Origin of the sequence: Aetokthonos hydrillicola CCALA 1050, assembly GCF_017591665.1 — a bacterium.
Classification (GTDB): Bacteria; Cyanobacteriota; Cyanobacteriia; order Cyanobacteriales; family Nostocaceae; genus Aetokthonos; species Aetokthonos hydrillicola.
In genome coordinates this window covers 1-22653 of the sequence record NZ_JAAKGC010000013.1, presented here as the reverse complement: position 1 = coordinate 22653, position 22653 = coordinate 1, and the positions used below count along the sequence as shown (strand labels likewise).

The window sequence follows — 22653 nt, the reverse complement described above, 5'->3', positions numbered from 1 at the left end:
CTAGATGCACTTTCATCTCCGTGTTTTGATTGTTGAAGATTCTGAAGATGATACTTTCTTGACTCTGCGGGAACTAAGTCGTGGAGGCTACACTGTAGACTATGTTCGAGTCGATACCCCAGACACTATGCTGGCAGCTCTCGACGAACACCTGTGGGATATCGTGATTGCAGATTACAGTCTACCTGCTTTTAGTGCATTGGAAGCTCTTAAAGTTTTGCAAAGCCAAAACTTAGATTTACCCTTCATTATCATTTCCGGTACAATTGGTGAAGACACTGCAGTTGCTGCAATGAAAGCTGGAGCCCACGATTACTTGATTAAAGGCAATCTTGCGCGTTTGGTTCCGGCCGTAGAACGCGAGATGCGTGAGGCGCAGGAACGGCATAAACGGCATATTGCAGAAAAGGCTTTACAGGAAGCAGAGCAACAAATCCGCGAACAAGCTGCTTTGTTAGATGTTGCCACTGATGCTATTTTTGTTCAAGACTTGGAGTACCATATATTATTCTGGAACAAGGGTGCTGAGCGTTTGTATGGATGGGAAGCAGCAGAAGTCATTGGCAGAGATGTAACTGATCTTTTATACCGATATGAGCAACCTTTAGCTGCATTTGAAGTCATGCAAGCAATGTTGACCAAAGAAGCTAAGTGGCAGGGTGAGTTGCAGCAAATCACAAAAAGTGGTAAAGATGTCATTGTCTTAAGTCGCTCGACTATTGTGCGCGATGAGTCAAGTAATCCAAAATCAATTCTGACTGTCAGCACTGATATTACTGAGAAAAAACAACTTGAAGCACAGTTTCTTAGTGCCCAACGTCTGGAGAGCCTCGGCACTCTGGCTTCAGGCATTGCACATGATTTTAACAATATCCTCACTCCTATTTTGGCTGTTGCTCAACTACTCCCTCTCAAGTTACCTACACTTGATGAGAGTACTCAGGAACTACTGAAGATGCTCGAAGGTAGTGCAAAGCGAGGTGCTGATTTAGTCAAGCAACTTCTATCATTTACTCGTCGAGGAGTAGCAGTCAGTCGCACTATTGTTCAAGTTAGGCATTTACTTTCTGACGTAGCACAAGTTGCTCAAAGAACCTTCCCAAAATCTATTGAAACTCAAACTAATATAGAACCCGATCTTTGGACTGTTTTTGCAGATGCGACTCAACTACATCAGGTGTTGATGAATTTAGTAGTAAATGCTCGCGATGCTATGCCAGATGGTGGTCTATTAACCATCAGTGCCGAGAACTTTTGGGTTGATGAAAGCTATGCTCGTATGCATGTTGATGCTGAGGTAGGTCCCTACATTTTGCTTACTATTACTGATACAGGAACTGGCATTGCACCGGAAATTATAGACCGAATATTTGACCCTTTTTTCACTACGAAAGATCTAGGTAAAGGAACTGGTTTAGGTCTTTCCACTGCAATAGGTATTATTAAAAATCATAACGGTTTTGTAAATGTTTATAGTGAGTTAGGAAAAGGTAGCTCGTTTAAAGTATATCTGCCAAGTGGTCAATTGACTGAACCCCAAAGCACAGCAGATGGAGAACTACCAAACGGTAATGGTGAACTCATTTTGGTCGTAGATGATGAGGCTACAATCTGTGAAATTACTAAAACTACACTCTTAAAACATAACTATAGAGTTTTAACTGCTAATGATGGTGTTCAAGCATTTTCACTCTATACTCAATGCAAAGATGATATTAATTTAGTGTTAATTGATCTTATGATGCCAGGTATAGATGGTTATACCACAATTCTTACATTGCAACGTATTAACCCGAAAATACAAATTATTGCTATGAGTGGGCTTATGCCAAATTGGTCTAATACTCACAAAATCAATCTTAGCATACAAGAATTTTTGCCTAAACCCTTCACGACGCAAGCCTTACTGATTACGCTACACAAGGTACTGCACCAGAGTTTTTGTGAGTAGGCAACAGATAATACATAATATAGATTATGAAATAATATAGATTTTGAAAATAGGGCTCTTAGGTTTTCTGGGAGTACTTAAAAGTTTATCTAAAAGGTAGCTATCTAGCAATTTCAATCCTTAGCTAGAGGATAAGCACATCAGCCATCTTTATCCTTAATTAAAGGAAAAATAACTTTACATTAACTGTCAAATGCACAATGTTGATCATTCAGTTGTAAATAAATCAGCTGATACTCAGTACCCTGTTCACGATTTAATATCAAAACGCTGGAGTCCTCTAGCTTTTTCAGAACGGCTTGTTGAGCAAGAAAAATTACTCAGTGTTTTAGAAGCTGCAAGGTGGGCTGCTTCTTCGTATAATGAGCAACCGTGGAGTTATATAGTAGCTACGAGAGATAATCAGGCTGAATTTGATCTTCTATTAAGCTGCCTAGCGGAAGGCAACCAGCCCTGGGCAAAAAATGCCCCAGTATTAATGTTATCGGTAGCAAAGCTTAATTTTGAGCGGAATGGTGTAGAAAATCGCCACGCTCTTCATGATGTGGGGGCTGCTTCTGCTCAATTAGCGATACAAGCAACGTCATTGGGGTTATTTATCCACCAAATGGCAGGATTTAATGTACCTAGGGCTAAAGAAGTATACAACATTCCTCAGGTTTATGAGCCGGTGGCAGCGATCGCATTAGGTTATTTAGGCAACCCCGAAACCCTAACTGAAAAATATCTTGAACGAGAGCGATCGCCGCGTAATCGCAAAAGCTTGGAAAGTTTTGTATTTTCTGGCAAATGGAACCAAACTTCACCATTGATCATAAGCTAAACCCTGTAGCGAAGAAATTTGAATTTAACCTGCGGAATGTGAGTTGCAAGGGTTTGGAAATGTCAAACTGTTGATAGACTTTTGAAGCTGCTGTCTAGAACGCACTAAAAAATGACTAAGTCTCATATACTTGAGTCCTACAGATATAACCGTTCTGAAGATTTGGTCTTTGGCGTGGTTGCCTCCTTGCTGCTGCACTTTATCATCTTTCTAGGAAGCATATATTGGCTTAGAACTTTCGCACGTGAGCAAAAACTTGGCGACTCCATACCAATCGAGTATGTTGAAGTTCCTCCTAATCAAACAACAACACCTCCAGAAACCTCACGGCGAGCTACCAAAGATTCTGTTGCAGGTGGGAAAGCAGATCCTACAAAGCCTCTTTCTGTTGCTAGATCAGGAGGAACATCATCGCTCAAGCCATCAGGATCTCGATCAGCACAAGGATCACCACCAGAGCTAAAACAACCAACTCCCCCCCAAAAATCGCAGGCAGCAATTGCACCAAGTACCGCAACACCGCGCAAAACCGTCCAAACAGCAGTTAGACCAAATACTATACTGCCAAACCCTAAACTCTCAGTTAAACCCACAGCACTGCCAATCACAAAACTGAGGAAAATTGCCCCTGCATCTACCACTACACCACCCAAATCTCCAGAAACAGCGGTACCACCAAACCCGGAACCCTCGGTTGAACCTACAACAACACAACTAATTTCAAAGCTACGGAAAATAGCCACCGCACCTACCACTACACCAACCAAACCTCAAGAAACCGAAGCTACACCAGATACCACACCACTAACCCCGAAACCATCAGCTGAACCTTCAAAAACACAACTCATCTCAAAGCTTCGGAAAATTGCAGTTGCACCTACCACTACATTAACCAAACCTCAACAAACTGAAGCTACACCGTCCAAACCAAAACCCTCAGTTGAACCCACAACAGCACCAATCACAAAACCACAAAAAATTGTAGCTGCACCTAACACCACAGCAATTAAACCTGAGCAAGCTGAAGCTATACATACAAGTACACCACCAAAACTGAAACCTTCTCAAACAGCCAACACATCTACAACTACAGATCCAAAACCTTTGGCTCATAATGGTAATAAGACACGAGTCGCCACAAAACCTACAACTTCACCACTTGAGACTAGGACTTCTTCGCGATCGCAATCTCAAGTTCACCCATCTTCAAAATCAGGTGCAGCAAGTCGATTAGGTGGTCCTGTAAGTGTATCTACTCGTGATTTGGGAGGAAATTCTTTGGCGTCGGTGCCTAATTCCAACCGATTCAATCAAAGTGAATCGGGTATCGATGCGCGTAAAGATACAGGTCTGGCAACTTACCTATCTCACTTGCAAGCTCGAGTCAGGAAGCAGTGGATACCTGAATTCACTGATTCTTCCCGGAAAACAGTGGTTCGGTTCACTGTTGATCGCTCAGGTGCAATAAGCAATCTGGCGCTTATACAACCCTCTGGATTCAGCGGTACAGATCAAGCAGCGTTTAATGCTATCAAACGAGCCGCACCGTTTGGGCCTTTACCCACAGCATATGCCCAAAATTATATCAATATTGAATTTACATTCAATATCAACGTATATGGACAGCTAGATATACAAGGCGGTGGTTAATTGCGTTCACTTTGCGTAAGTTAGTGTCCAGTTTTGTGGTTGTTGTAATTTATTTAACAATCCGTGGATAGCGCTCCACAAGACTGAACGAGTCCTAACGTAGTGTTTCGTTAAGTAGTAACCAGGAGCAGCATCTATTCCTTGAAAATGTTGACCAATAGGATTTGTCGTTTCACAGTATTTTCCTGCTCCCACAACTGTGAGTATAACCGGATGACCAGGAGGGGATTTATGGCTATCAATCTGAAAAATTCCGTAAACTTGGTGTTCACCTAGCCACGGTTCAATAACAACTTTGATAGCATGAATCGTTTCAAGAGGAGAGTTAGAAGGCAAATATCCTTCACCAGTACAAAAATCCTCCGATGGTGGTTTTAATAAGTGAATGCACCAGATAAATCCTATTGCAGCTATCACGAGTAAAGTGAAGACAAATGTGCGCTTGTGGAATTTTAACCCCCTACTCCCCATCCTCCACTCCCCCATTCCTCTTTCCCCTCGACTATCAAGCTAGGATCAATTTGATCTACACTCGTACAACCACTTAGCGCCATAGCAATATCTAGCTCATCTCGTAAAATTTCAATGACATGAGCGACGCCTGCTTCTCCCCCGACAGCTAAGCCCCATAATATAGGACGCCCGATAAGTACAGCTTTTGCTCCCAGAGCTAGTGCTTTGAGAATATCAACGCCTCGACGAATACCTCCATCTACCATCACTTCAGCCTGATTATCTACAGCGTTTACTACGTCCTCTAGAGCATCAAGACTGGCGATCGCACCATCTAGCTGACGACCACCATGATTAGAAACAATAATTGCCTTTGCTCCGTATTCTACTGCACGCGCTGCATCATCACCACGTAAAATTCCTTTAACCACTAAAGGTAAAGAAGACAAAGATTGTAACCAATCTAGATCCCGCCAAGTTAATGTGGGGTCTAGCTGCTCGACAAAATATGTAAAAAGACCAGATTCTCCCTGTTGTATGGGAATATTTAATTCTGATATACTAACAAGATTAGCCAACTCTAAACCTGACGGTAAAGTAAATTGGTTACGCTTGTCTCGTTCCCGGCGTCCTAGAACTGGTGCATCCACAGTTAAACACAGTGCTTTGTAACCAGTCGCACAAGCTTTTTCTACCAAAGCGCGGGTTATTCCTCTGTCTTTGTGTATATAAAGCTGAAACCATTGCGGAGCGGGAGATTTTGTCTTATGACATACTGTTGCAACCTCCTCCATGCTTTTTGTCGCCATTGTACTAAGCACCATACCTGCACCTGCCTTAGATGCAGCTGAAGCTGTAGCAAGTTCTCCCTCTGGATGAGCAAGACATTGGAATGCCATAGGAGCGATCAGCAAAGGTAGTTGGAGAGACTGTCCTAATACCTTTGTCGTAAGGTTACGAACGCTTACATCAACTAGCACGTGAGGTCTAAGTTTGACCCGCTCAAAAGCAGCACGATTGTCCCGTAACGTTATCTCATCTCCAGCACCACTGTTGTAGTAATCAAGTGCCATTTGAGATAAATGCTCAGTGGCTAGCTTTTCGTAATCAAATAGGTTAATGGATGCGAGGCAATTCATCGTTAATAGGGCCATTAAAAAACAAAAGAATGTGACAATTTTTTGTCAAAATAATAAATACGATTGATAAATAATTTAACACTTAGTTTTAGGGATACTTCAAATGGCAGGGATGACGCTTGAGCAGCTACGAATTTTCATAGCTGTAGCGGAACATCTGCACTTTACGCGTGCAGCGGAGATGCTCTACATTACTCAGCCCGCTGTTAGCGCGGCGATTCAAAGCTTAGAGCAAGAATATGGAGTAAAACTTTTCCATCGGATTGGTCGTCATATTGAGATCACTGAAGCTGGAAAGTTACTACAAGTAGAGGCACACAAAATTCTTGACCATGTCACTTTAACTGAGCGTGGACTAAGGGAATTAAACAATCTGCAAAGGGGGGAATTGAAATTAGGTTCAAGCCTGACTATTGGAAATTATTGGCTTCCTGGTAAGATTAGTGAGTTTAAGCGCGAATACCCTGGTATTCAGATTAACTGTACTCTCGCCAATACGGAAGAGATTTGTGTCGGTACAGCAACAGGACAATTTGATTTGGGTTTGATAGAAGGAGATGTTAAACCAACGCTTCAAGGTTGTTTAGAACAAGAAGTTGTGGGGAGCGATCGCTTACAAGTTGTTGTTGGTAAATCCCATCCTTGGTACGAGCGTCTAGAAATTTCCGTCACAGAATTGACTGAAACGCCTTGGGTGATGAGAGAGCCGGGATCGGGTACACAGCAAAGGTTTGAGGAAGCTTTGCTGTCTTTAGGAATTGATCTTAGTGAACTGAATGTGATTTTAGTGTTTAATAGTGGCGAGATGACAAAAGCAGCTGTTGAAAGCGGTGTAGCTGCAACTGGGATTTCTGAATTGATGGTAATAAAAGAATTACAGCTTAATACTCTACGTACAATTAAAGTCATAGATGACAGAAATGGGCGTGGTATAGTTTCCCAAATAGTCCGACCTTTTTTAAAACTCAAGCATAAACAGCGTTTTCAAACGACTCTTTCAAAAGTCTTTGAACAAATGTTGCTGTTGTCTCACAAAAATAATATAGGGGAGTGAGAATCTCACGACAGTTTGAAAGGCTGCTGAATAGCCGTTCATAAATTGTCGCGGAGTGGGTATTTTATTGGGGTGATCCCACACCCATATCACTGGCTGCGTTAAGAATTAGTGACACTCCCACTCTCCTGCAAGCAGTGAGTGTGGGCTTCTGCCGTCCCATCAACACCGTTTTTAGACGCGGTAGCTAGCTTGCGCAGAACTCGCAGAACTTCATTCCTGGTACTCGGTTGCCTTTCCCAGTCCTGCTGTTTAAGGTCAGGAACGTGCCCCGCCCGACCCTTGAATGACAAGCACTTCCCGACTACCTATTTCCCTTGAAGATTTTACACACCGGAGGTAGTTCGCACTCATCCATTTACTTCCCGGTGAAACCCCATATCTTCAGTTTTCAAGGTGCGGTATGTGGTTAGCGATTTAGGCTTTACCATCAGTCGTTTATGATAGCATAAGCGTACTGGCGTTGTACTGCTATCATGAAAGAAAAAACATTAAATATTAGGATGAGTGCGCGTAGGTTAGATAAGTTACGGTTATACGCTCAAAAAAAAGACAAAACAATGACCCAAATTATCGAGGATTATATTGATCGGCTACCCGTTCCAGAGCATGGCAACTCCGACGCTCGATGACTCGAAGAGAGCTCCGCTATCAACCACCCCGCATCCTGGTTGAGTGGTAGTCAACCTCGACTGGGGGTGGTTTCGTCACTGCCCCAAAATTCATCCCACACTGCCCCTTCTCTGCGAGACGCTACGCGAACGGGGTCAGATGTGGGGCTTCTTTTGGTTTAAGCTAACTTCATTTGCGATAATGCCAATTAAATTTAACTTACTATCGCTAAAAATCTCTGTTGCTTGAGTTAGTTTAGCTTGGGTTAACTTACCTAGGCGAGCAACCATCGCAATTGCATCACATGTGCTGGCGACAAGTCTAGCATCTACAGTATCTAGAATAGAAGAAGTATCTATCAGTACTAAATCATAGGTTTGCTTAAACAAATTGACTAATTGTTGCATCCGAGAAGAACTTAGTACCATTACCGGATCTTCAGCTACCGGTCCAGCAGTTAAAACGTCAATAGAAGGGTGAATAGGCTGGATATAGTCTCTGAAGTTACTTAATGTTTCATCGATCAATAACAGAGATAACCCCCATTCATTAGGAATTTCTAAAATTTTGTGCAGGTTTGGCTTGCGCAAGTTAGCATCAACAATCAGTACCCGTCTATTCATATGTGTTGCACTCAGCGCCAATCCTAGGATTAAAGTTGACTTACCTTCACCTGCTAGGGCTGAAGTTAACATTAAAGATTTATATGAATCTGCAGATTGGACATTTTGAATATTTTGAAATGCTATATCTAGCGTTTCATGAGCAGGTAAAAAATTGTAGATATCAAGGAAGTTATCGTTAGAAGTAACTTTTAACGATTTTGACGGTGAGGTTTGCGCTCCACGAGGAAGGCTGAAAAATTTCCTTTTCTTTAGCGGCAGTGGAAGTTTTGGTACTGTTCCTAGTAAGCGTACATTTATCAGGTTGCGCAAATCCTGTGGAGAATGAATCGTATCATCTGAAAATTCACGTAGTAAACCTGCTGCAATACCTAACACTGGTGCAAGGAGTATCCCCCCAAATAAAAATAATAATCTGTTACTTCCTAGGGAAATTCCTGGCTGTGGTTGTTCTAACACTTCCAAATTCAAGTTTTCTTCAGCAATTTTGAGTGCCAAAGAATGTTGCGCGGCTATAAGTTTTTCAAGTGTTTTACGATTAGTTTCCACTTCTGGTAGTAGGCGCTTATACTGTGCCATTAGGTTTTGGTATTTGCTAAGCTCAGAATTAATTTGTTGCTCTGACTCAACTAAACTTTTTTCATTAGCAGTTAGTCCTGTTTCAGTTTTTTGTACATCAATTAAATCTTCTACCATCTTTTGGTTAACCCCTGCTATCTGGACTTGCGTCATTGCAATATTCTCGGTTCCAGAAGGTGATAAATTATTTGAAGGCACTTGCGTAGTAAAAGAAACTTGAATTTTAGACGATCCTACATTTCGTCGTTCAACTACTTTGGAAACTTTATCTATGGGAGTGGTCATCAACCTTTCGCCACCTTGCTGGTTACCTTCAGAAAGGTTAGCGGACGAATTCGTTAAGGGAGATGGCTTACCTGATGTTTCCTCAACAGCTTTAGCTGGCAGCAACGTTTGCGGAGACTGTCCAAGGGAGTCAGCACTACCACTGCCCTTGGAAGATCGCCCAACGTCTTCACGCAACACTGCCATTTGGCTCTCGTGTTTTTGTAGCAATGTTTTTACTACTGGTGAGTCGTCTGTATAACGTTGTCTTTCTTGAGCTAAAGCTTCTTCAGTGTGATGAATTTCATCGAGTAGTGTTTGGACATTTTTTGACTGATTGGCAACAGAGGAAACGACTGTTTTTTGGTGCAGGGAAGTTAGTTGTTTATGTAAATAATTGTTGCGTGCTTTTGCGTCTTGGATTTGTGCGCGAACGACTCGTAGTTGTTTTCTAGTATCAGCAAGAGATTGTAGAAGAAGTTTACCTTGTTTTTCTGGATCAAGTAAATTATTTTTCTGACGGAACTGCTGCAAATTCTTTTCAGATTGAATCAGCTGATTTTTAATTTTAGGCAGTTGATCGTTAAATAAAGAAAGACCTTTTGCTAAACGTTCTTTTTGTTGTTCTGTGTTATGGTCAATATAAACTTTCTCCAAAACTTGAAGTACTTTTTGGGTTTTAAGTGGATCATTTCCTTTAAAAGAAACATCAAGTAATTGACTGAGAAGTTGATTAGCTTCTCTGTGTTCCTCTATTTTTTTGATAACGAGATATTTTTGTTTACCGTTCTTTCCTTTAATCTCTTCTACTGTAATATTTGGATAGCTAGAACGGAGCAAATCCACAGCCTTCTCTATCATCATAGAACTGACCATTAGCTGGGTGTAGTCCATGATTTTGACATTGTTTTTTTGAGACGTACTGTCTACACCTTTATTAGAGTGAGAACTCACTAGTATCTGCATAGAACTTTGGTACGTTGGTTTTGTAGTTAACGCCAAAAAAGTACCCACAGATATGACTGCACAGGAGACACCCAAGATGAGGAAGCGCCTACGATGCACAATTGTAAAGGCTTGTCTGATATTAATAGTGCTGTGTGGTGACAAAACAATCAATCGACCTTGCTTGGAACCATGTTCTAGACTAGTATCAGCCACTTTCAAAATCCTCTAATATCGAACAATTTACAAGATTTGGAGAAAACTTCTTTGATAAATAATTTGGTTATGACTAGACTTGCGCAAAAGCTAATATTTTCTTTGTATTCATCTAGGTTCTTCTTCCTTGAAAAAGTCTAGCCATTAAAAATTTTCTCGCAAACACAAAGCCTGATTGGCTACGAGCCTATGGCTTCTTTTACTCACTCTTCTCTAAAATTGAGTAAAAAAGGAGACATTTTTAGCCTTGTGTTCAAAGTGGAGTTTCTTAAAGAATTCAAGAGTTAGACATAAATCCATAATTGACTTTTTTCTAGAGGACAACCACCAAAAGTAAGAATCTTTCTGACGAGATTCTTCGTGATTCATCCCAAGCTAAAGTGACAAGATTAGGATAGTCAACCCTCTCAATCAATCTTTACTATATATACTTTTGGTTTTATAGTACATTAAGAAATTTTTTATACAATATTTTTAACGCTTTTGGTTCTGGTTATAAATTTAGCTGATACTTTAGTAATTTTCGGTATGATACCTGATTACAGTCTCTAAGTTTATCAAACTTTTTGTATATAAATATCTCGATATACACATTGACATGCTACGACCGAATGCTTTGTATACCAATGTGTATGTCAAGACTCATAGTTCAATTATCTGGGCTCATTGGTTAAATAGTTACTATCAAAGTTTTTGTATCTTATTCATAACCATAGGTGTAAGAATCCAGCAACCTTGTATAATAAAACTGCCCACAAAAAGCATAGAGCTATCAAATATATACATTTATAAATAAATCAATGTGTATTTGTTTACTTAACAAAAATTTACAACTCTATGCAAAATTCGATGATCATGAACCTTTAAATTAAAGATTTTGTAAATTTCACAAAAACTCTCCAGTCACAGGCTCAGTTATCACTTAGGTGTATCTTGCGGTGTTAATTGATAACTGTTCACTGATAACTGTTCACTGATAACTGTTTTTCTCGACGCCTTGGGACTTCATAGTTCATGAAATCATAAGCCATATCTGTATTAGGGAAAATAGCGCGAGCCTCGTCAAGGAGATCTTTGAACTCCAGAGGATTTCCTGGAGTATAGCGAGGACTGAAATGAGTCATAATTAAGCGATGAGCTCCCCCCGCTAAAGCTGTTTGCGCTGCCATAGTGGTTGTGGAATGCAATCTTTGAAAAGCCATATCCGCATCTTGGTGGGCAAAGGTGGCTTCATGAATTAGTACATCTGCATCGGTTGCTAATTCAACTGCACCATCACAATAAACCGTATCTGTACAATAAGCAATCTTACGTCCAATTTCCGTTGGCCCACACAGATCAGCACCGCGAATGACTCGTCCATCGGATAGAGTGACGGTTTCACCGCGTTTAAGTTGACCATAAATCCGACCAGCAGGAATTTGCAGTGCTTGAGCTTTTTCTACGTCAAAGCGTCCTGCTCGATCTTTTTCAGCTACTCGGTAACCAAAAGCGGTAATGCGATGATGCAAAAGACCACAGGTGACCGTAAATTCATCGTCTTCGTAAATCACCCCTGGACGAATACTGTGAACTTTGAGAGGGTAAGAAAAGTGGGTATGAGAGTAACGTGAGGCTGATTGTAGGTAGTCATTTAAGCCTGGTGGACCGTAAATATCAATACGTTCTACATTCCCAGCTAAACCACAACTGGCTAGTAAACCCATTAAGCCAAAGATATGGTCACCATGCATGTGAGTGATAAAAATTCGAGAGAGTTGGCTGATTTTGAGATCGCTCCGGATAATTTGATGCTGAGTACCCTCGCCACAGTCAAACAACCACATTTGAGCACGTTGGGGTAGTCTCAAGGCTACACTTGAAACATTACGCGATCGCGTAGGTACACCGGAACTTGTCCCTAAAAATGTTATCTGCATTTTATTTCAAGTAGTACAGAGATAAAGGTCATTCCGGTTGTTTCCCATAAGGTACACCTGCTATATATTGTTATACAACACGTAGCACACATTCTTAACCATTTAGGATAATACTATCATTTCTGCAGAATGGTTGGGCAATAGGTATGGGGCATGGGGCATTGGGCACGGGGCAGAGGAAAAGAAATATATCGGTAAATCTTTAAAGATAAATAAAATAATGCTCGAATAAGCCTTTTTTACTCCTAAACCTTATGCCCAATTCCCAATGCCCAATTCCCAATGCCCAATGCCCAATTCCCAGTCAATACTCCACAGGCTTGCAGCCTAATTCTTCGAGTTTGACTTCCATATCCTCATAATTTTTACAATGGAAGTACTGGCGATTCTTTAAATCGACGACATAATACCCTTGCTGACCCCCGTAAAGTTCGATTAATACACTAAACAGTTCTTTTTGAGTTAGCCCAAAGTATTCTTCTATGTTATTGTGCCGAGACTTAGCATCTTCTATTTCCGACTCTTTTAGGGCTTTACCCACAGTTAATATAATTTTTTCGACGAAGAAATCATTGTCCTTCCTCCAATAAGTCCTTATGTGCATTGGACGTGCATAAATTTTTCTAACAGGTAACTCATTAAGAGATTTAATTATTTGGTATCGTTTGATATCCTCTTCCATAAACGCTTCCATAAAACCTCTATAAACTCAGACTATATGAGGGTAATAAGTCAATACCGTTCGGGAGAGAGAAAGGCGAAAGTGAGAAATCTCGTCTTTTCCCAGACCACAAGATAAGTGAAGAGTGGTTATCCGAATCGTATCGGGCAATATCATCCACTATTTGCCAATAAACAATAGTGCTTAAATTTAAGTTAAAAATGGGTAGCAAAAATACAAGTTTTAAGATAGCGAGTCTCGATTAGAGAAAGCTCGCTAACAAGCGCATATTTTAAACCATTACTCATTGTAGCGCTAATAAGCCCAGTAAAAACCTTTTTTTAAGATGTAGGTTTTGAATCCCTAGATCCATTACCTTTTTCGGATTTATCTTCTGGTACAATTTCCTCTTTACCAACCGGATTACCGGAACTTTTTTCCATATAGTCACCGCCTCCCAATGGGATGTATTCATCTAATGGTTCACTCTTGCTAGCGTCCCCATTGTTTCCGCTTTGTTGTCTGCCACTCATATTGTATTCCTTTCTAGGTTGAAAAATGCTCTTAGTAAGAGAATTGTATACGAATCACTACCACCAATACTTTGGTACGGGCCAAGATAACTCACAAAGAGTACCGTGAGGAGAAAGGGAAAATCGTCGAAAATTTCCGTTAAGCTGTTTGGCTATGTTTTTAAATTGCTGTGTTCCTTGACCTTCTCTGGAGGAATTAATTCCTGAGCCGTTATCTAAAATGCTGAGAGTGTAAAAACCTTCTTTTTGTTTGCAAGACACTTCAAGGCGGGTAACGCCAATAGCGTGTTTTCCAACGTTGCACAAAGCTTCCTCCAAAAATCGACAAAGTCCCTGTTTTTGTTCAAGGTTCAAGTACTGATCATCTATGGGATCAAATGAACGAATTTTGATCTTGATAGTTTTGAAGCAGGGAAAATCCCGCTGTAAGGTATATAGATAAACTTGATACAAAACTTCTTGGATCGGGTCGCGTAAATCGAGTTCTAGCCCTCTTCCTAAGTAAAGGCTATTATCTTGAATTAGAGGTTCTGCTTGTAAAAATTCGTAAACGCCTCGTAATTCATAATTGAGTTTTTCAAGCTCTTTTTCCAGTTCTGATAACAACTCATTTGTCGGCAAGTTCCTCTCTCGGACATACTTCAACGTTTTAGCGAGGGTTTGCAAGGGTCCATTATGAATCATTTCAAACGTGCGTTCAATGATCGCTTGGCGGGAGTTAATTTTAGACTGTAAAACTTGGTCATATTGATATAAAGCCATAAGTCCTACGCCGTTTAAGACGAAAACAAGTAGTGTTGGTATTACTGGAACCCACAAACCCAAAGTCAGGAGTACATAACTTATAAGTATTAAAAATGTGCTAGCAATGCCAACAGATAAAAAGTTGACAAACGGAGATTTTCTCAGGCAAGCAAAATTAATACCTAGTACACCCCAGCCAATTATCCATAAATACTCCGAAAATTCAGACCAAGTTTTTAGTAACGGTCTAGAATTAAGTACAGCACTGATAATTTGGCTAACAGCATGAGCTTGAATTTCCACCCCGTAAACTCGCCCTGGTGCTGGTTTGGTAGATGTAATTGCGGAAGTCGTGATAAAGTCTTTAACACTAGGGGCTGTCATGCCAATTATAACAATGCGATCGCGTATCCAACTAGGATCGAAATTTCCTGTTTTGATATCGCCCAGGGTGACCATCCTAAATCGTTCTCGACCACTGCGAAAATTGAGCAGAATTTGGACTCCTCCTGCATCCGTGTGGACATACCCACCAAAGTTGGGCACAAACCGAGGTAACTCAGTATTTCCAAACCTAATGGCACCGGTATCTTGAAAACCGGTTTCTAAACTAATATTTTCATGACTTAGATAAGCTTTTGCTAAACATAGAGATAAGGATGTTTTGTATGTTTCAGGTAAAAATTTTACTAACAATAAGCTACGTCTCAATTTCCCATCACTATCTATAACTTGGTCTGCAAAACAGACTCGTTCAGAGGGCAATACCGGTGGTGGAGCTATTGTTTCTGGTAAAACTTTTTCAATAGCAATTAAATTGTTTATTTCCTTAAAGGTGGAAAGTAACTCCGTATGACCAGGCTCAACCGGTAAATCCTTAAAAATATCCACACCAATAACTCTTGGCTCTAGGGAGTGAATTTTTTTGAGTATGAATGCAATCTCTTTATCTGGAATTGGATACACTCCTACAGACCGAATATCATTTTCATTAATCCCAACAATTAAAACACGTTCTTCAATAGGTTCTTGGAGGCGTAAACCAAGGAAACTGTCGAAAGCCTGCCACTCTAAGAATTGCATTGAACCTATAGAGCGCAGGATAATCACTAGTGCAATAACTATAATGCCTGGTAGTACACCTACGCGCCAATTAGCAATTGTCTCCTTGATTTTTTCCAAAGTAACAATCTGAGTCATTTTCTGGTTACTAATTGTTAATTGCTAGTTTTTAATAACTACCAAGAATTAATCAATTAATCCTTCTTCTCTAGCTCTCATTTGTGTTTGGATTCTGATATTTTTCCCCTCTTCGGGGTAAACTTCTAAAGCATCTTGTAGCTTACTCCAATAATGGCGCACCATTCTTTCAGATACACACATTCGCTCTGCAATTGCTTTATCTTGTAATCCTTCACCAAATGCAAGAGTTAGTACTTGGAGCCACTCTGGTCGAACTTCTAATCCCGAGTGAATGCCTTTAATGTCTTTTGTATGAGTCAATCCTTGTAATGACCAATTAACTCTAGTCAACATTTCCTTACTCGTAAGACTTTTATCGGCGACTGTAAAGCCTCCTTTGTGAGCATCAATTTCCGGTCTAATTCGCACCAGTGTTCTGACATGAGCGCTTTGAACAACAAGATTGAGATGAGGATAATCTTTCATCAAAGTTCTAAGCAGTTGAAGCCCTATATTAGGTCGTGCTATCAACCCTAGACTTTCTGGAATGGAAAGATCCATTACAACAAGATCCGGTTGTGAGTTAGTCAATTGATTTAGAGCAGTCTTTGCTGTCAGAGTCGTGATAAATTCAGCATCTGGATACTCTTTTCTCAGCACGTCAATTGTTCCACTCAGGACCGATTCATGATCATCAATTACCAAAATTTTCAGCAATGCGTTAGCTGATAAAGCTTGTCTCATTATCAAGCCTCTTCATAAATGAGTATTTAATTATACAATTATTTAAAAAACAAATGAGCTTGTGTTTAACTACATTGCTAATTTATACAGTGATTACCAGCGAAAATACCAAGCTGCAGTTATGTTTTTACTACGACAAAAGCATTTTCCTGACGTTAAAAATCGAAAACTTTCATAGAGATATCCTAGTTCAGGTAAGTTAGAATAAAAACTGAAAGTAGATGTATCAGGATAAGTAACTTTCACTACCATCTGACCAACATTTCCTAGCTCCTTCAAACTAATATAAATGGATATTTGTGTTAAAACCTCGGGCAAAGTGATTCTCAGTAACTCTTCTAAAGCCGTTAAAACTATCAAACTGTTTTCGGCTCGTTCATTTCGCCAATGTTTTGGCATATCTATATGAACATAGAAATCAGGATGAGATACAAGCCAAGATTCTAATAAACTTTCAATTGCTAAAGGCAAGCTATCTTCAAGGTATGCGGGACACAAGCGATCGCTCAGTTGAGCTAAAGATTGATGAAAGTTATTAGTTTTTGTTAAACACTCCTGAGTTTTGTTAACTGATAATTCAAGATTATCTACTGGTAATAACTCCAAGTTGCGACGGATAGTAAAAGATTCTTGTAATAATCCGTCCCTAATTTTCTCAGCTTCCAAGAAGAGTTTAAAAGACTGCCTAAAAAACCACCATTGCAATGCTTGCTGAGTCTTGTTATGAGATCTGAGTGACCACATAAGGAGCATGATGTAGACCATCAAAACGATAATTTGTATAGAAAATTGGTAGATCACAGCGCACCACTAAGTCATGCTTTTCTCTTTCACGAGAAAAAATTGATAACTATAAACTTTCCCTAATTCTATCTAGCTTTTGAGCTAGAACCACCCTGTAAAATTTACTGAAATTTGATAGATAACCGCTTACAAATCTGTTATTATTCTTGCCCTTCTTAATAAAAATTGCATAGGAGTTTCTTCCCTCGAAATAATATCAGATGTAGCGGCCATCCCAGCTTGGAGATGGCATTGATGTTCACCATGTCCAAAGTCAAATTTCTCTGGTTGCACTGTCACTTCAAAGTAGCTAGGAGTAGGTGCTGCGGAACTAGCTACTCCTGCACCTGAACTACTTGTTTGAGATGTGATAGCATCTGGAGAAATTGCTTTGACGACGCCGTTGAGAGTTCCATAATCTGGGTAAGGACAAGCATCAACTCGGATCTGCACCTTTTGGTCAACATTAACTTTTTTAATATCAGCAGTAGAAACCATTGTTTTAATGACTAAAGGTGCATCATAAGGAACAATTTGGGCAATAGCATCGCTAGAATGTACAACTTGACCAGAGTTATATATATTTAATTTAAGAATCGTACCGTCGCTAGTAGCACGAATAACACTATGTTTAATCTGTTTATTAATTTGTTGAAGTTCTTTTTGAGATTGATTGATTTGGCTTTGTATTTCAGCTCGTCTTTGAAGTAAAGATTGTTTTTCTTTGTTCAAAGTAGCAATAGCCGCTTCACCTGAAGCGATTTCTTTCTTAATATTTTCTTGTGCTATCTTAACCATTGCTTCTGTAGGATTGAGAGCGGCTTTAGTTGCTTGAACTTTACTTCTTGCAATTTCAATAGCTTTTAGTTGACCCTCAACTACTGATTGTGCTTGCGCAACAGTTAATTTTCTTTGCTCGTAATCGCGCTTACCAACTGCTCCGGTTTCTGAAAGCTGTCGATAGCGCTCTCTATCGACTTTAGCAAAGTCTAAATCCGCTTTCGCTTTTTGTAAATCCGTCTCTGTTTTTTGCAAGCTTGCAATAGCTGCTAGTGAGTCGCTTGTCGTTGTAACTTGCTTTTCTTGGTAATCTCGTAGATTACGAGCCAAATCTACTTTTGCGGTGGAAACTGTCTGTTCTATGACTTTTCTTTGAGCAAGAATCTGAACATCTAAACTTCTTATTTGGGCGTAGAGTTGAATTAGCTGTAACTGACTCTGCTCAATATTCCCTTTTGTCTGACTCTGTTTGATTTGCAATTGCTCGTCATCGAGCCGAACAATCGGATCTCCCTCTTTAACTTTTTGATTTTCTTTAACAAGAATCTGTTTTACTGTTCCGTCAAATTCTGGTTGGACTATTTTGAGGTTTCCAACAGGACGGACGCTAGCTCCACCCTTGACTGTCACATTGTATTTTACGGATGAAGCAAGGCTGAAAGCAGCACCTACACTTCCAAGGAGAAACACACCTGCTAAGGATGTCCAAGGACTAACAGGAGGCAGAAATTCGTCACTTTGGACAGAGGGTAGAAATCTTTGCCGTTCGGTATAAACCATAATTGTTGGTTAGTAATTTGTTAGTTGTTCGTTATTAGTTGTTAGTTGTAAGTGGTTTGAGCAGAACGAAAAACTCAAGAACTCTTGTTTCTACAATTAGTAGTTAGTAAGCACTTCATAACTAGCAACTAACCACTCATGACCCTACAGGATAACACCTTACGGGTAACACTCTAACGCCCAACGATAAACCGGGTTAACTTTACATACAGCACGGTCGAATATTCACTCTCACATACTGTTCGTTGAACTCACCAGTTGCTACTGCTTTGGTTCACTAACAACTAAGAATCTCACGGAATTAAAAAATCTAAATGGTCTCCTGGTTTTGAGCGTAAATCTTGTAGAGAACCTTGAAGTTTTAATTTTCCCTGATCCAGTAATATGATCCAATCAGCCCGATTAATGACTTTCGGTCTATGAGTAATCAAAATCGTGGTTTTCCCACGACGATGAGCAAATAGTTGATCTAGTACAATAGTCTCACTAACTGGGTCAAGCCCAGATGTGGATTCGTCCAAAATCAAGATTGCCGGATCAGTAGCAATAGCACGTGCTATTGCTAGTCTTTGGCGTTGTCCACCAGAAATATTTGCACCAAATTCTCCTAATATAGTTTGATATTTGTCAGGGAGTTTACTGATAAACTCATCTGCTTGAGCTATTTGACACGCCAGCACAATTTGCTCAAAAGTCAATTGGGGTGTTCCTAAACGAAAGTTTTCTATAATGGAACGACTCCAAAAGTGAGCATCTTGGGGAACTAAAATCACCTGTTGTCTGAGACAATCGAGAGCAAGGTCATCTAGGTTATAAAGTCCAATACGAATATTGCCTGATTGCAGTGGATATAAACCTGCAATGACTTTAGCTAAGGTACTCTTACCACAACCAGATTTACCAATTAGGGCAATGACTTTACCACCTGGAATTGTCAATGTGAAGTCGTCTAGCAAATCAAGCCGACCCGCGTAGTGAAAGTTAACTTTGTTACATACAATGTCAGCGTCTCCTGCAATTTGAGCAAACGGTCTTTTTCCATCGCCTTCATTTTCAGGGGTAGCATCTATGACTTCTGTTAAACGTTGGGTTGCAGTTCTGACTCGCGTAAATTGGTCGACAAAACTAATGACAGTGCTGATTAAGCCTACGAAATTACCGTTCATCGAATTGAACGCTAACAACTGCCCAATACTCAAATTCTCTGCGGGATTGATAACCAAATTACCCCCAAACCAGAGCAGAGCGATGCTTCCAACAGCAGAAATAAAACTAGAGAAAGTATTATTGATAATGCTAATCTGAATCGTACGCAGTGTTAGGTTAGCAAGCTGACCAAACCGGCTTTGAAATTCTTCCCAAAACTGCGGTGCTGCAGTGGTACTTTTTAGGGTCAGTGCTCCTTTAAAGGTTTCTACTAAAACACCTTGCGTTTCTGCTTCTTGAACTAAAAGTTCACGAGTTTTTTGCTGCAAGGTGGGCTGGAAGACTATTGTTGATAGTGTCATAACCACAGCAACTAATATTGCTACTACGGTTAATTTCCAGCTATAAAAAACCATTATGGCAAATGAAATTACCGCAATAAAGAATTTTGACGGTAGCGAGATAACAACTTGAGCGACTAGTTGATTAATCTGGTCAATATCACGCAAACGGCTAACGATTTCTCCACTGCGACGAGCTTCATAATAAGCAAGAGGTAATCTTAAAATTTGTCGTCCGAATTCTAGGACTAGTCCTAATTGTAGACGTTGTGCGAAGTGTGCTATTAAGTTAGACTGAACCCAGGAAAGGCTGCTAGAGATGAGATTCATCGCTATCACAGCGATCGCTACCGTAGTGAGCAGCTTAGTATCACCACGCACTAACACATCATCCGTGAGAAGTTGCAACAGAAACGGCGAAGCTAAAGACAGTAACCCTAAGATTATATTTAAGGGCAATGCTTGAGCTAAAATTCCCCGAAAAATCCAAACTCTCTGAAGAAAACGCCAAAAACCAGGAATGCTGTCACTTTCCTGTTGAAAAAAGCGAACTGGATCTGGTTCTATCAAAAGCATCAACCAATCCGTCCAAGCTTCTGCTAAGTCCTGTTTAGAGAGATAACGGATTCCCACTGCAGGATCAGCAACAACGCATTTTTTGCCTTTCTTGCCGTATAAAACAACCCAGTGGTGACCTTTCCAGTGAATAATTGCTGGCAGAGGTGCTTCATTCATTCGATTTAACACTTCTGGTGAAGTCCTCACTGGACGAGCATTAAACCCCAGTGTTTCTGCTCCCCGCTTCAACCCTAATAAAGTTGTGCCTAATTGTCCCGTGCCTACCACCTCTCGAATATGATTTAGGGTGAAAGTACGTCCATAATGTTTGGCGATCGAAGCTAGACAAGCAGCACCGCAATCTTCTTCACTGTATTGTAAAACGCTAGCGTATTTCATAAAGAAATGCTTGTCCCGATTTCCCTGTTACTTAACAGTAGTAAAGCACCTATTCTCTAGAGGTTTGTGCTAAGTCAATGCAAATACATAAGATTATCCGATCCATACTCTAAGAAAAGCGAAATAGTATTGCACTAAAGCTTTATGACAATCTTATTACCAAACCTGGAAACAATAGTTACATTATTAAGCCATCTCAATTTCCTAAAAATACATTAATACATAGTCGGTATTATTTTTGACAACTTACTTATAGCCTCATACGATAGTAAATTCTCAATTGGTGTTCAATAAGCAACACAATTTTGGGGGAAAACTGTAGAACAAGAGTTCTCTCCCGTTTAGTAAATGAGACGCCCTGATATTAGGAATAAACTTTCCCCTACTGTATTTACTTTACAGTATTTTTACAAACTTACTTGAGCATACATATTTTTTAGGGAAAAATCTACAAAAAAAATGAATATATGATTATTTTGCCTTATGGTGATAAATTTTTCTTATACTTTTTGTGCTGGTGACGGCAAAACATGTTTTAAGTTTTCTACATGTCTTACTTAAACTACGCTTAACAGTCTTCTTATAAATCTCAACAGAGAATAATTCATATGATTTAAGCACGCAGGTGCGGGAGCAAAGCCCACACACGCGGACTGATATAAAAATACGGTTTCAGATTTGATCTAACGATAGTAAGAAAGTAGGGCCAACATCTAGGTGTTGCCATTGAAAACTTGTTGGGTATTACAGATCTTAATCTGAAAGTTAAATTGGCAAGCTTCTAAAATGCCTTCTTGTTGTTGTTTGAGCAAAAGATTTTTCGACGTTGCTTGTGAAAGCTCTGTTCCATTGCGTTATTAGCACTGAGTTAGCAAGCTCTTTGTTGCCAGTCAGGAGCAAAGTATATGTGTACGCGCCGAGAGCAAAAATAATCTGTGCCTCACTTACTCCAAATTGGATTGAATCACCGCCTTTGATAATAGCAGATTCCTCATCTGTTATTTCAGTGAATAGTTCTTGCTTGTCGATAACTTGCATACTTTGTGACTCGGTTCTCATGAAAATGAAAATAAATCCACTATATAGTAAATGGAACCAAATTTACTCAAAAGCTATTTGAGGACATGAAAATTTACAAAAAACATTGGAATTTTATAACCATCGCCAGAGGCTGCTTCTACCAAAGCGCAGTGGACTTAGAATTAGTCCTGTGTAACCACTGTTCCCCTTCGATGAGGGGTCTTCAGAAGAGGCAGGAGAATCTACAGTCGCTACTTCTCGAGTAATAGTTTTAACTTCTATGCTGCCATCAGAGTTAACTTTAACCACAGCTGCCTCCCCCCCACAAACAACAGCAGCTTCTTCAGTTGTTAGTTGTGTAAAGAGCAGACTTTTATCATTGGATGACATTTTTCTTCTCCGTTGATTGTTTGTTGAATAATTTTCAGAATACGATAAAATATCCAAAGGCGAAAGCATTGAAATATGCTCGACTATCTTAGTGAATATTTTACTAAATTATTTTTCAAGCTCTACTAGGGAAGCCCAATAAATTTAGAAGGATTCTTCAAATTTATTGGGCTTCACGCTCAAAAGAGATTTTGTGTTAGTGACCTTAATTAGTCATTAAAAGCCAAAATCAATTTTGCTGGCATAAGATCTGTTGTACTGAGTGGTAAGTACTGAATTAGCTAGAGCAGCGTTACCAGTTGTATTGAATGTGTAGATAGCTGCGCCAAGAGCAAAGATTTGCTGAGGTACACTTACTCCGATT

The 22653-nt window shown here is 39.9% G+C and carries 18 protein-coding genes; 5 read left to right on the top strand and 13 right to left on the bottom strand.

The window, feature by feature from the left end; all coding sequences use genetic code 11:
• Window positions 1-4 precede the first annotated feature (4 nt).
• The 3 genes from G4P69_RS08985 to G4P69_RS08975 all read left to right on the top strand — a co-directional run bounded on the left by G4P69_RS08985 (window position 5) and on the right by G4P69_RS08975 (window position 4424).
• The gene (locus G4P69_RS08985; protein WP_208349423.1) at window positions 5-1951 is read left to right on the top strand and encodes a hybrid sensor histidine kinase/response regulator; all 1947 of its coding nucleotides are present in this window, start codon (window positions 5-7) and stop codon (window positions 1949-1951) included.
• A 193-nt stretch (window positions 1952-2144) separates the two neighbouring features.
• The gene (locus G4P69_RS08980) at window positions 2145-2774 is read left to right on the top strand and encodes a nitroreductase family protein (protein ID WP_208341682.1); all 630 of its coding nucleotides are present in this window, start codon (window positions 2145-2147) and stop codon (window positions 2772-2774) included.
• A gap of 111 nt (window positions 2775-2885) precedes the next feature.
• Window positions 2886-4424, top strand: coding sequence for an energy transducer TonB (locus tag G4P69_RS08975; RefSeq protein ID WP_208341681.1), 1539 nt, complete (start codon window positions 2886-2888; stop codon window positions 4422-4424).
• Between the two features lie 6 nt (window positions 4425-4430).
• Here the strand turns inward: G4P69_RS08975 and G4P69_RS08970 are convergent, their stop codons facing one another.
• Both G4P69_RS08970 and G4P69_RS08965 read right to left on the bottom strand, forming a co-directional pair.
• Window positions 4431-4910 carry a hypothetical protein gene (locus G4P69_RS08970; protein ID WP_208341680.1) on the bottom strand — a complete coding sequence of 160 codons (480 nt, stop codon included), beginning with the start codon at window positions 4908-4910 and terminating at the stop codon, window positions 4431-4433.
• Window positions 4877-6016, bottom strand: a complete 1140-nt coding sequence (locus G4P69_RS08965; protein ID WP_208341679.1) for an alpha-hydroxy acid oxidase — start codon at window positions 6014-6016, stop codon at window positions 4877-4879. The genes G4P69_RS08970 and G4P69_RS08965 overlap by 34 nt, the downstream gene beginning before the upstream one ends.
• Before the next feature lie 103 nt (window positions 6017-6119).
• Between G4P69_RS08965 and G4P69_RS08960 the strand changes: the two genes are divergently transcribed.
• Window positions 6120-7070 (top strand): LysR family transcriptional regulator, encoded by a 951-nt coding sequence (locus G4P69_RS08960; RefSeq protein WP_208341678.1) that lies wholly within the window; start codon window positions 6120-6122, stop codon window positions 7068-7070.
• Window positions 7071-7546: 476 nt separating this feature from the next.
• On the top strand, window positions 7547-7702 hold the full coding sequence (locus G4P69_RS08955) for a hypothetical protein (protein WP_208341677.1): 156 nt from the start codon (window positions 7547-7549) through the stop codon (window positions 7700-7702).
• A 135-nt stretch (window positions 7703-7837) separates the two neighbouring features.
• Here the strand turns inward: G4P69_RS08955 and G4P69_RS08950 are convergent, their stop codons facing one another.
• The 11 genes from G4P69_RS08950 to G4P69_RS08900 form a co-directional block, all read right to left on the bottom strand.
• A complete protein-coding gene (locus G4P69_RS08950) occupies window positions 7838-10309 on the bottom strand; it encodes a GumC family protein (protein ID WP_208341676.1) in 2472 nt (823 codons plus the stop codon).
• A gap of 956 nt (window positions 10310-11265) precedes the next feature.
• Window positions 11266-12228, bottom strand: a complete 963-nt coding sequence (locus tag G4P69_RS08945) for a ribonuclease Z (RefSeq protein ID WP_208341675.1) — start codon at window positions 12226-12228, stop codon at window positions 11266-11268.
• A 304-nt stretch (window positions 12229-12532) separates the two neighbouring features.
• A complete protein-coding gene (locus G4P69_RS08940) occupies window positions 12533-12922 on the bottom strand; it encodes a hypothetical protein (RefSeq protein WP_243902386.1) in 390 nt (129 codons plus the stop codon).
• 308 nt (window positions 12923-13230) lie between these two features.
• On the bottom strand, window positions 13231-13422 hold the full coding sequence (locus tag G4P69_RS08935) for a competence protein ComE (RefSeq protein ID WP_208341674.1): 192 nt from the start codon (window positions 13420-13422) through the stop codon (window positions 13231-13233).
• Window positions 13423-13479: 57 nt separating this feature from the next.
• Window positions 13480-15366: a sensor histidine kinase gene (locus tag G4P69_RS08930; protein ID WP_208341673.1), complete on the bottom strand. Its 1887-nt coding sequence runs from the start codon at window positions 15364-15366 to the stop codon at window positions 13480-13482.
• Window positions 15367-15414: 48 nt separating this feature from the next.
• Window positions 15415-16092, bottom strand: coding sequence for a response regulator transcription factor (locus G4P69_RS08925; protein WP_208341672.1), 678 nt, complete (start codon window positions 16090-16092; stop codon window positions 15415-15417).
• Window positions 16093-16185: 93 nt separating this feature from the next.
• A complete protein-coding gene (locus tag G4P69_RS08920; protein ID WP_208341686.1) occupies window positions 16186-16845 on the bottom strand; it encodes a hypothetical protein in 660 nt (219 codons plus the stop codon).
• Window positions 16846-17022: 177 nt separating this feature from the next.
• Window positions 17023-18435, bottom strand: coding sequence for an HlyD family efflux transporter periplasmic adaptor subunit (locus G4P69_RS08915; protein WP_208341671.1), 1413 nt, complete (start codon window positions 18433-18435; stop codon window positions 17023-17025).
• 293 nt (window positions 18436-18728) lie between these two features.
• On the bottom strand, window positions 18729-20879 hold the full coding sequence (locus tag G4P69_RS08910) for a peptidase domain-containing ABC transporter (RefSeq protein WP_208341670.1): 2151 nt from the start codon (window positions 20877-20879) through the stop codon (window positions 18729-18731).
• Window positions 20880-21644: 765 nt separating this feature from the next.
• Entirely contained in the window at window positions 21645-21938 is a 294-nt protein-coding gene (locus G4P69_RS08905; protein WP_208341669.1) for a hypothetical protein, read from the bottom strand.
• Between the two features lie 93 nt (window positions 21939-22031).
• Complete coding sequence (locus G4P69_RS08900; RefSeq protein WP_208341668.1) at window positions 22032-22289, bottom strand: hypothetical protein; 258 nt, start codon at window positions 22287-22289, stop codon at window positions 22032-22034.
• Between the last annotated feature and the right edge of the window lie 364 nt (window positions 22290-22653).